The sequence below is a fragment of the Faecalimonas nexilis genome (assembly GCF_059731825.1).
In genome coordinates, this window is sequence record NZ_AP029189.1 from 3,491,977 (window position 1) to 3,506,583 (window position 14,607).

Consider the following 14,607-nt stretch of genomic DNA (forward strand, 5'->3'; position numbering starts at 1 on the left):
TAAACATAGTTTATCATGAACGGAACAAAAAGAAAAACCGCTCAAAAACAGATCCGTTAAAATGACGGTGGATTATTATTGGATAGTCAGGAGATCCTGTGGAATATTTGCTATAAAATCAGGAGAAAAGAATCTAAATCAGGCATTCCATCAGGAAGTTATCCACATGGCACTAATAGGACAATTAAAATCGTGAAGTTACAGATTCCTATGTGGAAAAGTAACTGCAAAAACTTTTTCAATTTCTCCCTTTTGCCTATGGCAAGGCTGAACTGTTACAATTCTATCATCAGAGTGTTATTTCACCTCAGCTTTTCGTTTCTCCCTCAGTTCTTTAAAAAAGTTTTTCATCAGCGCACTGCATTCTTCTTCCAGCACGCCTATTTCCAATTCTACCTGATGGTTGAATTCTTCCATCTGCAGTAAATTAAGAATCGACCCCGCGCAGCCCGCTTTTGGATTCATACATCCTACAACAACCTTCTTCATTCTGGACTGTACAATCGCTCCCGAGCACATCTGACACGGCTCCAGTGTCACATACATTGTGCAATCCTCAAGTCTCCAGTCGTCCATTTTCTTGCTCGCTTTTTTGATTGCCATCATCTCCGCATGCGCAATCGTATTCTTATCAATGGTTCTGCGATTGTATCCGCGTCCGATAATCTTATCTTCGTAGACGATCACACACCCGATTGGAACCTCTCCAAGTGCATATGCCTTTTTCGCCTGTTTAATCGCCTCTTTCATATATTTTTCATCTTTATTCATCATACACTCACCTTTTGTATCTTGCAAATTCAGACTTCCAAATAGAACTCGTTCTTAATTATACTGATTTCTTCTAAATCTGTCGACACCAATATCCAAAATCATCAAACGTATTCTTCTCTTCTGCTGACAATTCAAGTTCCGCATCCATAACACGGTGAAATTGCGGAAATCCAAATGCCCTTGCTGCTGCCTGTTCTTTTTCATGATAAATTCCAGGCACACCGATCCATCGATTTTCCCCTTCCTCAATATACAGAAGATGATGGTAATTATAAAATCCATGCAGCAAAAAACTGTTATTCGCAAGATGCCACTGTGTTCTCGGAAGTCTTGCAATGTCCTGCCTCTGAATCTTCTCATATGTTCTTGTCTTCGGCGGGATATATTTTTCTATTTCCTCCTGAAATTCCTGCTGTTCTACCAGTTTCTCCACATGCTCGATCAGACTCTCTCTTACTTTCGGTTCCTCTGATTGTTGTCTCTCCTCCGGCACAGCTTCAGTTGCTGCCTCTTCCAATACTTCCCTCTGCCCGGTCGTCATATGTTCCACATCCGCCGCTTCTTCTTCCCACATCGCAGCATATGTTTTTTCCGATACATTTCTCAAAATAATCCCTGCAAGCTTGTCAAACATTTCCTGTCCGCCTGCATCTTCCGGCTCAAATTTCAGGATATAATTAATCATCGGAGCCTCTTCTTCAATTACCCCTTGCGGGATTCCGATACATTCTCCTCCTTGCACATAGAATACAAACACCTCCAATTTCTTTTTCTGTCCAAAATCAAGGTTCTTTCCATGTATATGAATCGCACATTTATCCATTCGTTTTTCTAGCTTTATAAAACCGACATTGCGGATTCTGTTTCCATTCTCATACTCGTACAAATAGCGGATGACCTGTTTCATAATTTGATTCCTTTCTTCTTGTCTCTATAAGACACTTTATTCACCTCGACAAAAGAAAAGAACTAAAAAGCGACGGCATACCGCCATCGCCCTATCTATATAATTGCATTCATCTCCTGATAAAGCCGTTTTGCATAGCTGTCTGTCATTCCACAGATGTAATCCGTCACAAGGAGAAGTCTGAGATACAGCTTTTCCTGCTCGCTTTTCCCCTTTGCATGACAGTGATAAGCACTCTTATAATTTTCTGAGATAAATGAGACAATCCGTTTATCAATCTCGCTCAACTCCTCATCTGTATCATAATCAATCACTGCTTTTACAAATTTATCCAACAGAAAATCAAGCATTACCGACTCTGCCATCTCCATCTTATAGATGACCGATGTAGAAAACACTCTTCGGTACGCAATATCTCCCAGAAGATTCATCAATTTTTCTCCATATGTCCCGTGGAACAAATCATAACCATACTCTCCATCCATAATCTTCTCATAGTTCGAAGTAAATCCATATGTTGCACAATTGATCAAAAATCCCTGCATCTGCACAATCCAGTTCTTCACGGCATATTCTTCTGGATTTTCCACTTTTCTTCTCTGCCCACTTTCATATTTTGCTTCTAATTTTTCCAATGCATGAAAAGAAACGGCACTTTCCTCTTTTTCCAAAGCTGCTAATTCTTCTTTCAGTTGATGATAGGAAAGAAAACCTTTTATAAAGGCATCTTCGATATCTGCTGTTTTGTATGCGATATCATCCGCAGCCTCTAATATATATGTGAGCGGATGACGCCTTCCGTTCGTTCCGGTCTCCTTGCAAATCGCCTCATAAAGTTCCTGATCGGCATAGTAATACCCAAGCTTTTTATCCTTGATATTTCCCGTTGTTTTATCGATTTTCAGAGAAGAAACCGGATATTTTACAATCGTTCCAAGCAGTGCATATGTCAGGTTCATCCCATGCTCATCCACAAGATAGTGCAGTTTACTGACCAATCTGAGCGCCTGTGCATTTCCTTCAAAATGATAAAAGTCCTGACACATCTGTTTCTCCAGGACCTGATCTATGCACTCTCCACGAAACAGCAGCGCCGGCAGGTTTCTCCTGAACCAATCCCGAATCACCGTCTCACCAAAATGTCCAAACGGCGGGTTCCCAATATCATGTATCAAGCCCGCGCACTGTAAAATATTACATATCTCTTCCTTCATCTTCGGCGTAAAATCCGAATCTTTCTGATATGCCAAAATCGATTCTCCAATATTCTGTCCCAACGATTTCCCAAAAGAAGACACTTCCAAAGAATGTGTCAGTCTTGTCCTGATAAAATCACTTTTATCCAGCGGAAATACCTGTGTCTTATCCTGAAGTCTTCGAAACGAGGCACTCCCAATAATGCGATGATAATCTTTTTCAAACTCACTTCGAAGGTCCGCCGCCTTACTCCGACCGCCAAACTCTCTGTTTCTTTTGCTGGATAATAACTGCTCCCACTTCATACTTTCACCCCTTTCTTTGCCAATTGACTGTTTCTCTAATCCAAATAAATCGGCGGGTCATAATCTTTTCCGAGAAGCGCTTTTTTCCTCTCCTGATACCCTAGAAATGCCCACTCTGTCATATCTGTCCATTTATGCTGTTCCTGATCATATACCTGTACATAGCCGATCCGCTTTGGATGCATTCGTACACTGTTTGTCTGGTATTCTTTTCTCGTATACGGATTGATCTCGCCAAGAACCGGTGTTTCCGGCTCTTTCTTCTCTGACTCTTTCTTTGTATCCGCAGTTCGAAACTTTGGTTTCCGCATATAGCCTCTGATTCCGCTAAATCCGGTTCTCTTCTCCTTTTCTTCCACCTTTTTCGGAAGTTCTTTAACAGGCTCTGGCTCTGACACTGGCTCCAATTGAAGTTCCTCGCTCATTTTCACTAGCTCGCCAACCGTAATATCTCGTTCGGCGGCATGCTTCTGCGATTGTGGTTTTCCTTTCTTAATCTGTTCTTTTTCCGTCTCCATTTCTATCTGTTCCATTATACTCAGCCGGAAAGAACATCCCAATATCTCTGCAATCATACGCATATCCTGTTCCTGAAAATTATCTCTTTTGAGCCGCTGCGTCATATTCTGTCTGGACATATTTTTCCCGGTTCGTTCCTCAATCTGCTCTGCCAGCTCTTTGATCGTCATCCCCTTGCGACTTAAGATAATTTTTACCTGCTCACCAAATGTCAGATTCTCCATGTCCGATTCCTCCTTAGTAACTCTCTTCCAAATACTCTTCCAATGTCACACCTGATTCCATAATTTCCTTTGCGGCTTCCTGGCCTACATACCGATAGTGCCAAGGCTCATAGATAATTCCTGTCTCGGCTGTTTTTTCCGGCGGATAACGAAGAATAAACCCATACTTATAACAGTTCTCTTCCAGCCATTTTGCCTCTTTTGTCTCCGCCTGTTTTTCATCCAGCTCCGAGTATTGATTTGAAATAAGATCAAGCGCAAGTCCAAGTCCATGCTCACTTGTCCCCGGAAGCGCAACACTCATAGCAGTGTCACTGTACGCTTCCCAGTAATTCATCCCTGTATTCAAACGATCCTGAACAGATGAGTTAAATACCTGCTCCTGTTTTTCCACCGAACGATACGCAGAACAGATAATAATGTTCATTCCATCCGCCTCTGCTGCCTTCAACATATTATTGAGAGGCTCTGCGATTCTTGAATCCACACTATATCCATCCGCCACCTCCGTAAGCTCCGGAACATATCCTTCCGTCATTGGATGCGATGAATTCACAAGCACCATATTCCACGGCAGTTCCTCTTCTTGCTCTGCCTGTTTTTGCTGCAGCTGCTCTAATTCTTTTTGTACTGCCTTTGTCTTTTTCTGCTCTTCCTTTTGAACCTGCGCTGTCACCTTTTTAATCTGCTTTTCTGCTTGTTTCTTTTGTCTTATACCGCCAAATATATTTCCAAACACCAGCCCCAACACCAGACAACTCGTTCCGACAACTATGATCTGCTTTCTCTTTCGGCTCATTCGTTTTATTTTTCTTTTCACCAAACCGCCATAATATCTCAACACTTTGGAAATCTGCATAATTTTCTCCTCTTTTGCCTCTATAATTCAATCTTTTCTATTGTTTTTGAAAACTCACTGCAATTAGAACACACTGCAATTTTATAAGGAATATCGGCTATCGTATACTCTTTAAAATAATATCTCTGAGGAAACTCTTCCGGCTGTTTTAGCAAGTACGGACTTCCCTCTTTCGAAAATCCAATCTCAAACTGATCCAATCCTAATTTCATCCCAAGCCGGGTCGCTTTCATAAAACTTTCTTTCAACACCCAGTAGCGATAAAACTCCTCCGCTCTTTCCACTTCCGTATTCTGTTCTACAATTCTTTGAAATTCGGACGCACAAAAAAAACGTCTGGCAACATCCAGTCTCACCTGCTTGACACCTTCGATATCGCATCCGAGATGCCATATTTGACGTTCACTGTCCACAACAGAGCAAAGTACATACTGTCCGGAATGTGACAGATTAAAAACCGCATTTTTCGACAATCCATATGTTCTGCGCATCTTCTCATACAGTACCCACACGCCCACGCTCAGAGCTTTCCCTTCCTGGTAAACAATTTTATCCGCCTTCTCTTTCCGAAAATCCGGAACTATTTTATAGTATTGTAAATATTTTTCTTTCTCCAGCAGAGATGTTACATCTGCAATCCATGTTCTAATCATATGTTTAATTTCCTCACATCATATAATACCACATGTTATATTTTCTTTACTATAGAAATTTTTTTATTTCTATACCAAAAAGGACAGATTATTCTCTGTCCTCACTTCATAACTTTACTTCGCAATTTCCCCCAGATAAAAACCTGAAAATACATATACGCTTTATCAAATACAAACAGACCTGCCTGTGCTCCGATCAAGACAATCCAAAACATCTTTTCTACTGCTTCTTCTGCCAAAATCAAAGTCGGAAAAATGAGCAGCACCGGAATAAACATGGCATTAAAGATTATGTATTTTCCAATCCACACCGCAACTGTCTTTTTCTGAATCTTGGAACTTTGGGCAACCTTCTCCCAAAGGATCTCGCTCAACACCAAATAAATTCCCATTGCAAGAAATGTAATACAGTACAGACGATTCGGCGCCACAATCAGCCCCACCAGAAAACTTGCCGTCAAAAACGCTGCACCTGCCCTGATTCCCCATTCCCGCAATACAATCCCGACACAGAATGCCGCCGCTGTGATCAGGAACAGGCTGCTTGTCTCAATCACTGCACTCAACACAAGTAAAATGACCGCAAATGCTGCGAGCACTCCTGTGAATGCCATTTTTTTCGCATTTACATGCATGAGCAAAGATCGCCTCCCATACATTCGCACAGTGTGTCTGCACACCATAAATCACAACATAAGTTTCCCGTTCCATACGATGGACGACCATAGCCATATCCCGTATTCTGATAACGCTGTCCTCTAAACTGCAGCTGATTTGCATAATTTACATATTCCATATTGTTCGGCTCCATTGCCGCAGCCTGTTTCGCATGATCTACCGCCACGAGATTATTCCCCAAACCCATGTTGGCTATCGAGCTGTAATAATACCACATCGCATTTCGATTCGGTATATTAGAAAGCACATTTAATGCCTCCCGGAAACGCCGTGTATTAATATAGTTTCTTGCCGCCTGAAGTTCCACAGTCTCCTGACTACCTCCGGAATAAGACTGCTGCTGACCACCTGTGTAAGATCCTGAAAAACCGCCCTCCCGTTCCTTCATAATCTGATCATACGCTTCCTGAATCTCTTTAAACTTTTCCTCTGCCAACCCTGACAGCGGATTGTCTACATACGAATCCGGGTGATACTTTCTGCTCATCTCCCTGTATGCTCTTTTTACTTCATCGTTACTTGCACTTGGTGAAACACCTAACACCTCATATGGATTTGCTATCATAATCTTCTATTCCTCTTCTTTATTTTTTTCCAACTGCTTTTTATCATACTTTTCCCACACGCCTACATACAAAATATTCCTCAGTATGTCCGCATCTTCAATACATGGCAGACGTTCAAACTGACTGGTACATTCTGCCAACACATAGGTCATCATCTCTTTACATCGCTCATCAAAGTCCGGTTCCCCGTACAGCGAAATCAACGCATTATAACTGCCGCTTTCTAAATCTTGTTCAACATCGTCATACGCATCTAAAATATAGATAAACTTTCCAAGATAAAATCCCATCCTACGCAGAGTTTTCGTCCACACATCCTGCCTGTAAGTCAATAGTTCTGCCATCAACTCCCCAAAATATCTTGCCGTAATATCAATATTCTCTTCTTTCTGCTCCTCACATGCCTGCAGTTTTTTTAGACAGCTTCGAATTATCCGGCATTTCTTTGGATATTTTTTTTCAATCTCAAGATATGTCTTTCGGAATGCCCGAACTCCAACAAGTCCCGCCTTGCTCTTCTCATCTTTCCAATCATCCACAAAATGAAAATAGGTCAGCACAATATTCATATCTGCCGCGTATTCGGTAATCTCATTATATAACATCTTCTGCTTTTTCGCCGGATGCACCACACATCGGTGCTCTTCAAAATTCATGTCACTCTCATAAAGAGAATGTAACAGAATCACAAGAAATGTCATATCATAAGTCAACGTCAACTGTCCTAAAAATCCATGCTTTTCTCTTAAGACTTTACACAGTCCACAATAATACGCCTTATATTTGTAAAAATCTTTCATCTTCAGTTCCGGCTTATACGCTGTCACATATCCAAACAAGATTTTTCCCTCTTTCCAATCAAATCATTTTCAAAAGTATCATTGACATTTGCATATCTCGCTCATTATATCATACTCTGATTTTCTTTTGGAGTATTTTATAAATATTTAATGTTCTTATACAAAAAAATCACCGCCCCCGGAGCTTCTTTGTCTCCAAAAACAGTGATTTCTACCTGCGCCTTCAGGGGTTCGAACCCTGGACACCCTGATTAAGAGTCAGGTGCTCTACCAACTGAGCTAAAGGCGCATTTCACATTATTGAATTTATTTTTTCTTTAACGCAAGGAATATTATATAATATTTTTTTTACAATTTCAAGTGTTTTTTTTATTTTTTATAGAATTCCTCTGCTTTTTCTCTGAATATTTTCCTGAAACGGCATCGACTTGTTTCTTTTTCACCCACAGCCTCAACCAGAATAGCTAAAACTGCAGGTAATCAGATCCGGAATAACCGGAAATAGACTTTATAATGAAATCTTCTTTTCAAACTCTTCCAGCGATTTCGATTGGAATGCTATCTTTGTCCACTGCTTCAGCACTTCCAACTCCTGCTGACTTTGGATTTGATCACAGATTGTTTCTGAAACTGTTCCAAAACTTTGCAAGCATAAAAGTAATGTACTTTTTGCATTTTCAAGTCCCAACGCAAGACCTTCTTCTCGACCTTCCGCGCGTTCATCTTTCAACATCTCTTCAAAAATCATAAAGCGTTCCTCCATCTCTCGATTCGACTTAATCTCATGAATAAATTTCTGAAGTCTCTCCACGTATGAATCGTGAAATTCTCTCTCACTTCCATCAATATCTTCTCTTATATATTTCAGAAGTGTTACCAGCTCTTTCGGGACCTCACTTTCATTCTTTCCATGCGTATTCAAGAAGACAGTTGTTCTCCCATCCTCCAAATTCATTCCTAACAACTCTTCGCATTTTGTTCGAAAAGTGTAACGATACTTGCCTTCTCCAATCGGATCAAAGTCACAAATAAAAATGACATACGTATTCGGAAGTCCCGCATAATCCTCACCCGTTAGCAGCATCTCCATATCCATCTGGCTTTGGTAATAACGACTCCTCTTTCCAAGTGCCGACTTTTTCTGTACCTGCATCTCTACATTATAACGTGTGTGATTTTCATCTTTAGCATACACATCGAGACGTACACCTTTGTATTCCGGATGATAGACAATGCTCTTTTCCTTGCTGATCTCCACATAATCGATTTTAATCTGCAACACTCTTTCCAAAAGTCCCTTGCAGTTTTCCTCATCCATCATTACTGCGCCAAACATGAAATTGTCTTTGATCGTGAGTTCCTTTAACTGTTTTTTTCTTCCCATATAACTCCTCCATAATACAGAGGAACTCTATAAGACAATATTAACAAAATAAAGCCGTGAACACCAGTTTTAATTTTATTTTTTTAAGTTGCATTTTCATCTTCAAAAACAGATATTGTTGCGTCTGTGTATTTACTAAACTCAATCTTCTCAGCCTCTTTAAGAAATTCTTCTAATTTTTACTTATCCGGTATCAGACATAATCTGAAAATTGCCTGATAAAGAAGTTGTATATTTGTATTCACAGTTTTCATTAAAATAATGTCTATACTCATATAGGAAGAAGATTATCAATAAAAGTGCGGCACTTATGATAAGTACCGCATTTACTATTACGCTAATTCTTTTGCCAATTCTTCCATCGCTTTTCTGCTTGTCTCATTGAGTGTGGATTTAATCGTCACTACCGGCTCACAGATTGTAATGTTTTTCATTCCTTCCAGAATCGCTTTCATCTGTTTCGCAGCCGAAGGTGCCCAACTTCCGTTTTCAATAATTCCCACTGTACGTTTTTGGTAATTTTTCGCTTTCAAATGATGTAAGAAATCTTCCATACATGGGAATACTCCCGCGTCATAAGAAGCTGCCGCAACAACCAGTTTCGAATAACGGAATGCATCTTCCACAGCCTCCGCCATGTCTTCTCTGGAAAGGTCTGCAATCACTACTTTTTCTGCGCCATTTTTCCTTAACATCTCAACGAACTCTTTTGCCGCTTCTGCTGTATTCCCGTGAATAGATGCATATGCCACAAACACGCCTTCGTCTTCCGGTTCATAACTGCTCCATGTATTATATTTATCAATATAAAATGCAAGATTTTCTTTTAAAATCGGTCCATGAAGCGGGCAGATCATCTTGATGTCCAATGTTGCCGCTTTTTTCAACAACGCCTGCACCTGCGCGCCGTATTTTCCTACGATATTAAAATAATATCTTCTTGCTTCACACGCCCATGACTCTTCCACATCAAGCGCTCCGAATTTTCCAAATCCGTCCGCTGAAAACAAGATCTTTTCTGACTGTTCATATGTCACCATGACTTCCGGCCAGTGCACCATCGGTGCCATAATGAACTGCAATGTATGAGCTCCGAGATTCAGTGTATCTCCTTCTTTTACAACAACAGATCTGCCCGTGAGATCCACATCAAAGAACTGAGACATCATAGCGAAAGTCTTTGCATTTCCTACAATCTTCATATTCGGAAATTTGTCGATCAATGTTTTTGCATTCGCTGCATGATCCGGTTCCATATGGGAAACCACAAGATAATCAATCGTTCTTCCTTCCAGTACAGCGTCAAGATTTTCCAACCACTCTTTTGTAGCTCTTTGATCCACTGTATCCATCAAAGTAACCTTTTCGTCTAAAATCACATATGAATTATAAGAAACTCCATTCGGAACTACATACTGACTTTCAAACAAATCCAAGTCTTTATCGTCTACACCAACATATAAAATAGAGTCTGTAATTTTCGTATCTTTCATCTTGCACTCTCCTTATCTTCATTCTCTAAAACATTCTAAAGCCAAAAAAAGAGCGAAAACCTTATTCTTTTAAGACCTTCACTCTCATTCCTTCAATGCCGCAGACCGGAATCGAACCGGTACGGGAGTATAAGTCCCGCAGGATTTTAAGTCCTGTGCGTCTGCCTGTTCCGCCACTGCGGCAAAAGAAAAGTATGGATGGAGAAGGATTCGAACCTTCGAAGGCGGTGCCAACAGATTTACAGTCTGCCCCCTTTGGCCACTCGGGAATCCATCCATATATGTCAGTCTTTATTAAGCCTGACAATATATATTTATATCATATTTTTTTTAGAAACGCAATACTTTTTTAAGATTTATAAGTCATAACTACCGCAGAATATTTCCCCATGTTCAGAACGACTTCTCCATCTTCCACAAGGTACTGCTCACTGTCCATCTTATATCCATGTTCATAGCTATATATATTACTCTGCATTTTACATTTCATCGGAACTTCCGCTCTCCATACCGGCACGGTCACTTCACTTAATTCACTCCGGTTGTGGATAATGATGATTACCTTTTCTGTTTCTGTAAAACGCCCATACGCCAAAAGATTTTCTTCTCCGAGCAGAATCTCCAGCGAACCATAACGAAGCGCTTCACTCTCTTTGTGAATCCGTATAATATCTTTGTGAAATGCGATCAGTTTATGATTTTCATGCCCCCACGGATAGGTTCTCCGATTATCCGGATCGGTAAAACCACACACACCTGCCTCATCTCCGTAGTAAACCGTCGGAGCGCCGACCCATGTCATCTGCATAATGACTGCCTCACGCATAACCGCCTCATTTGTATATTCGCTTGCCGACTCATGTCCCAGCTTATCAACTCTTCCAACCATATGATTGGTACGCGTCAGGAAACGTGAATGATCGTGGTTAGACAATTCGTTCATCGCCACATACAAAGATGGGGTGAGCATGTTTGCCATATGATATTTCATCGCCTGAATGAAATAATCGGCATTGCCGCGAAGTTCCACTCGATCTTCATCACTGTGTTTTTCCATTCCCGTCAGGAACCATGTGACCGGCTCCATAAACGCATCATAGTTCATCACAGTATCCCACTCATCTCCCTGAAGCCATTCACTCGGATCACCATAATGCTCCGCCAAAATAATGGCATCTGGATTTGCCGATTTTACGGTCTCTCTGAACTTTTTCCAAAATTCATGATTGTATTCATTGCTATGTCCCAAATCTGCTGCAACATCAAGTCTCCAGCCATCAATATTATATGGAGGCGACACCCATTTTTTCCCAATGGAAAGAATATAATTTTCCAGTTTAACAGATTCCTCATAGTTCAATTTCGGCAGTGTATCGTGCCCCCACCAGCCATCATAATTTCCATTGTAAGGCCATTCTTCTCCAAAGAACTGGAAGAACTTCCGATATGGACTTTCCTCAGATATATATGCTCCTGGCTCATAGCCATCTGCTCCTTCATAAATCCGCTCACGGTCGAGCCACTTATTAAAAGAGCCACAGTGGTTGAACACACCGTCCAAAATCACCTTCATTCCGCGGCGATGCATCTCCTCCACCAGACGGATAAACAGGCGATTACTCGCTTCTAAATTCTCTTTATCCGTCACCCGGCATTTATATTTTTCAGCATAGCGGTTTTCTCTCTGATCTTCTGTCAGCACATCACCACCGTCATTCACGATCACACCAAAATGCGGATCGATATAATCATAATCCTGAATGTCATATTTGTGATTCGACGGAGAAACAAACAGGGGATTGAAATAAATTACTTCGATCCCCAGCTCTTGCAGATAGTCCAGCTTTTCCAGTACCCCCTTAAGATCACCGCCATAAAATTCCCGCACTCCCATCAGCGCCGGATATTTATCCCAGTCATCCACCTTTGTACACGGCTCTCCAATATACATATACTCACCGGACTCTACATCATTATTTGTATCTCCATTATAAAAACGATCCACAAAAATCTGATACATTACTGCGCCTTTTGCCCAGTCCGGCGTTGCAAACCCCGGAGCGATGGAAAATGCGTAATATCCGATTATCTCGTTTGTGACACCGTATCTGTTGTAATAACAGATCTCCTCTCCTTTTTGTATCTCAAAGCAATATCGGAATGTATCCTCTCCCATTCTCCAGTTCACTTCATAAAAGTCAAATTCACCCTTTGTATATACTTTTTGCAAATCATATTTCGCGTCTCTGGTCAAAAGGCGAACGGCATCTACATCATCTTTCGCAGTACGAAAACGCAGTGTGATTACCTCATTTGCATCGGGCTGCGGGGGAATGACGTACGCCCCCGTCCCGTCACAAAACAGTGCCTGCTCATTCATATTTCTTATCCTCTTTCCTAAGACTCAGCTATTTCCTCATCAAACAATGCACTAAATTCTTCTCTCGTAATCTTCTCTTTTTCAAGAAGCAAGTCTGCACAAGACTCTAATACATGATTATATTTTTGAATGATCTCTTTCGCATTCGCATAGCATTCATCTATAATCTTCTTCACTTCACGGTCAATCTTTCCAGCGACTTCCTCTCCATATCCTCTTGAAACATGGCCGAAATCTCTTCCCACAAACACTTCTTCACTGTCGCTGTCGTAGTTGACAAGTCCAAGTTCTTCAGACATACCAAACTTCATGACCATAGATTTTGCAAGTGCTGTAGCCTGCTTGATATCCTGTGAAGCCCCTGTTGTAATATCGTCAAATACAAGTTCCTCTGCAATACGTCCGCCAAGCGCTACCGTAATCTCCTGTAACATCTTTCCACGTGTATTGAACATCTCATCATTTTCCGGAAGCGGCATCGTATATCCGGCAGCACCCACTCCGGTAGGAATGATAGACACGCTATAGACAGGTCCCACATCCGGAAGCACATGAAATAAAATCGCATGCCCCGCTTCATGGTAAGCCGTAATTTTCTTTTCTTTTTCAGATACCACTTTACTTTTCTTTTCTGCTCCGATTCCAACCTTCACAAACGCATGGCGGATATCAGACTGTTGAATGTATACCCGATTCTCTTTCGCCGCCAAAATCGCAGCCTCATTTAACAGGTTCTCAAGATCTGCCCCCGTAAATCCGGAAGTTGTCTGTGCAATCTGCGCCAAATCCACATCGTCACCGAGCGGTTTCCCTTTCGCGTGAACTTCCAAAATCTCTTTTCTTCCTTTCACGTCCGGTCTTCCGACCATCACTTTTCGGTCAAAACGCCCCGGTCTTAAAATTGCCGGATCCAAAATATCCACACGGTTCGTCGCTGACATTACGATAATTCCTTCATTTACACCGAAACCATCCATCTCAACAAGAAGCTGATTCAATGTCTGCTCTCTTTCGTCATGTCCGCCGCCCATTCCGGTACCGCGACGTCTTGCAACCGCATCAATCTCATCAATGAAAATAATACATGGCGCATGTTTCTTCGCATCCTCAAACAAATCACGCACACGAGAAGCTCCCACACCGACAAACATCTCTACAAAATCAGAACCGGAAATCGTGAAGAACGGAACACCCGCTTCTCCTGCCACGGCTTTGGCAAGTAATGTCTTTCCTGTTCCCGGAGGTCCCACCAAAAGAACACCCTTCGGGATTCTGGCTCCCACCTGAATGTATTTCTTCGGACTTTTCAAGAAATCTACAATTTCTTCCAATTCTTCTTTTTCCTCTTGAAGCCCTGCAACCTGTGCAAATTTCACCTGCTTATCCGAACCACTTGTCATACGCGCACGGCTCTTTCCAAAGTTCATCGCTTTTGCATTGGCACCGCCGCCCTGTCTGTTCATCATCATAAACAAGAAAATCACAACCCCGACCATCAAAAGCGTCGGAAACATCGTGGTCATAAACCATGACTCTTTCGGCACATCATCAAGTGTGCACTTTACATCTGCTTTACTCAACAACTCCTGTATCTCATTTACGTCAGAAACATTCAGGTATTTTACATCTTCGCTCTGATCCTTCATCTGAATCTCAAGCCGTCCAGTCGGCACCTCTTTATTCTGCCGGATGATGACTGAATCCACCTCTCCGTCCTGAACTGCCTGCGTAAATTCCTGATACGTATATTCACGCTGCTTCATGTTCATCTGGCCAATAAACCAGTACACTAATAAGGCAAGCGCCACAACCATAAAGATTGAAGCACCTCCCATTCCTCTGCTTTTCTTACTATTCAATTCTTAGCT

Annotated in this window: 13 protein-coding genes and 3 tRNA genes; all 16 read right to left on the reverse strand. The window is 41.5% G+C overall.

Annotation, left to right across the window (positions count from 1 at the left end):
* Positions 1–297: 297 nt before the first annotated feature.
* The 16 genes from tadA to ftsH all read right to left on the reverse strand — a co-directional run bounded on the left by tadA (position 298) and on the right by ftsH (position 14,574).
* Positions 298–771 (reverse strand): tRNA adenosine(34) deaminase TadA, encoded by a 474-nt coding sequence (gene tadA / locus AC6I5B_RS17335; RefSeq protein ID WP_044987430.1) that lies wholly within the window; start codon positions 769–771, stop codon positions 298–300.
* 73 nt (positions 772–844) lie between these two features.
* The gene (locus AC6I5B_RS17340) at positions 845–1,681 is read right to left on the reverse strand and encodes a DUF6128 domain-containing protein (RefSeq protein ID WP_497773497.1); all 837 of its coding nucleotides are present in this window, start codon (positions 1,679–1,681) and stop codon (positions 845–847) included.
* 95 nt (positions 1,682–1,776) lie between these two features.
* Positions 1,777–3,183, reverse strand: a complete 1,407-nt coding sequence (locus tag AC6I5B_RS17345; protein WP_004613013.1) for a deoxyguanosinetriphosphate triphosphohydrolase — start codon at positions 3,181–3,183, stop codon at positions 1,777–1,779.
* A 35-nt stretch (positions 3,184–3,218) separates the two neighbouring features.
* Positions 3,219–3,926: a hypothetical protein gene (locus tag AC6I5B_RS17350; RefSeq protein WP_497773498.1), complete on the reverse strand. Its 708-nt coding sequence runs from the start codon at positions 3,924–3,926 to the stop codon at positions 3,219–3,221.
* 13 nt (positions 3,927–3,939) lie between these two features.
* Positions 3,940–4,785 (reverse strand): M15 family metallopeptidase, encoded by an 846-nt coding sequence (locus tag AC6I5B_RS17355; RefSeq protein ID WP_004613015.1) that lies wholly within the window; start codon positions 4,783–4,785, stop codon positions 3,940–3,942.
* A gap of 20 nt (positions 4,786–4,805) precedes the next feature.
* Positions 4,806–5,438 carry a 4'-phosphopantetheinyl transferase family protein gene (locus tag AC6I5B_RS17360; protein ID WP_004613016.1) on the reverse strand — a complete coding sequence of 211 codons (633 nt, stop codon included), beginning with the start codon at positions 5,436–5,438 and terminating at the stop codon, positions 4,806–4,808.
* Between the two features lie 101 nt (positions 5,439–5,539).
* On the reverse strand, positions 5,540–6,073 hold the full coding sequence (locus AC6I5B_RS17365) for a hypothetical protein (RefSeq protein ID WP_497773499.1): 534 nt from the start codon (positions 6,071–6,073) through the stop codon (positions 5,540–5,542).
* On the reverse strand, positions 6,064–6,681 hold the full coding sequence (locus AC6I5B_RS17370) for a J domain-containing protein (RefSeq protein ID WP_004613018.1): 618 nt from the start codon (positions 6,679–6,681) through the stop codon (positions 6,064–6,066). The genes AC6I5B_RS17365 and AC6I5B_RS17370 overlap by 10 nt, the downstream gene beginning before the upstream one ends.
* A 6-nt stretch (positions 6,682–6,687) precedes the next feature.
* Positions 6,688–7,521, reverse strand: a complete 834-nt coding sequence (locus AC6I5B_RS17375) for a DUF5685 family protein (protein ID WP_022250694.1) — start codon at positions 7,519–7,521, stop codon at positions 6,688–6,690.
* A 177-nt stretch (positions 7,522–7,698) separates the two neighbouring features.
* Positions 7,699–7,771, reverse strand: a tRNA-Lys gene (locus AC6I5B_RS17380).
* A 219-nt stretch (positions 7,772–7,990) separates the two neighbouring features.
* Positions 7,991–8,866: an Rpn family recombination-promoting nuclease/putative transposase gene (locus AC6I5B_RS17385; RefSeq protein ID WP_004613020.1), complete on the reverse strand. Its 876-nt coding sequence runs from the start codon at positions 8,864–8,866 to the stop codon at positions 7,991–7,993.
* Positions 8,867–9,198: 332 nt separating this feature from the next.
* Entirely contained in the window at positions 9,199–10,359 is a 1,161-nt protein-coding gene (locus AC6I5B_RS17390) for an FprA family A-type flavoprotein (RefSeq protein WP_004613021.1), read from the reverse strand.
* 96 nt (positions 10,360–10,455) lie between these two features.
* Positions 10,456–10,542, reverse strand: a tRNA-Leu gene (locus AC6I5B_RS17395).
* A gap of 12 nt (positions 10,543–10,554) precedes the next feature.
* Positions 10,555–10,636, reverse strand: a tRNA-Tyr gene (locus AC6I5B_RS17400).
* 72 nt (positions 10,637–10,708) lie between these two features.
* On the reverse strand, positions 10,709–12,739 hold the full coding sequence (locus AC6I5B_RS17405; RefSeq protein WP_004613022.1) for a glycoside hydrolase family 13 protein: 2,031 nt from the start codon (positions 12,737–12,739) through the stop codon (positions 10,709–10,711).
* A 17-nt stretch (positions 12,740–12,756) separates the two neighbouring features.
* Positions 12,757–14,574, reverse strand: a complete 1,818-nt coding sequence (gene ftsH, locus AC6I5B_RS17410; protein WP_412364066.1) for an ATP-dependent zinc metalloprotease FtsH — start codon at positions 14,572–14,574, stop codon at positions 12,757–12,759.
* Positions 14,575–14,607 lie beyond the last annotated feature (33 nt).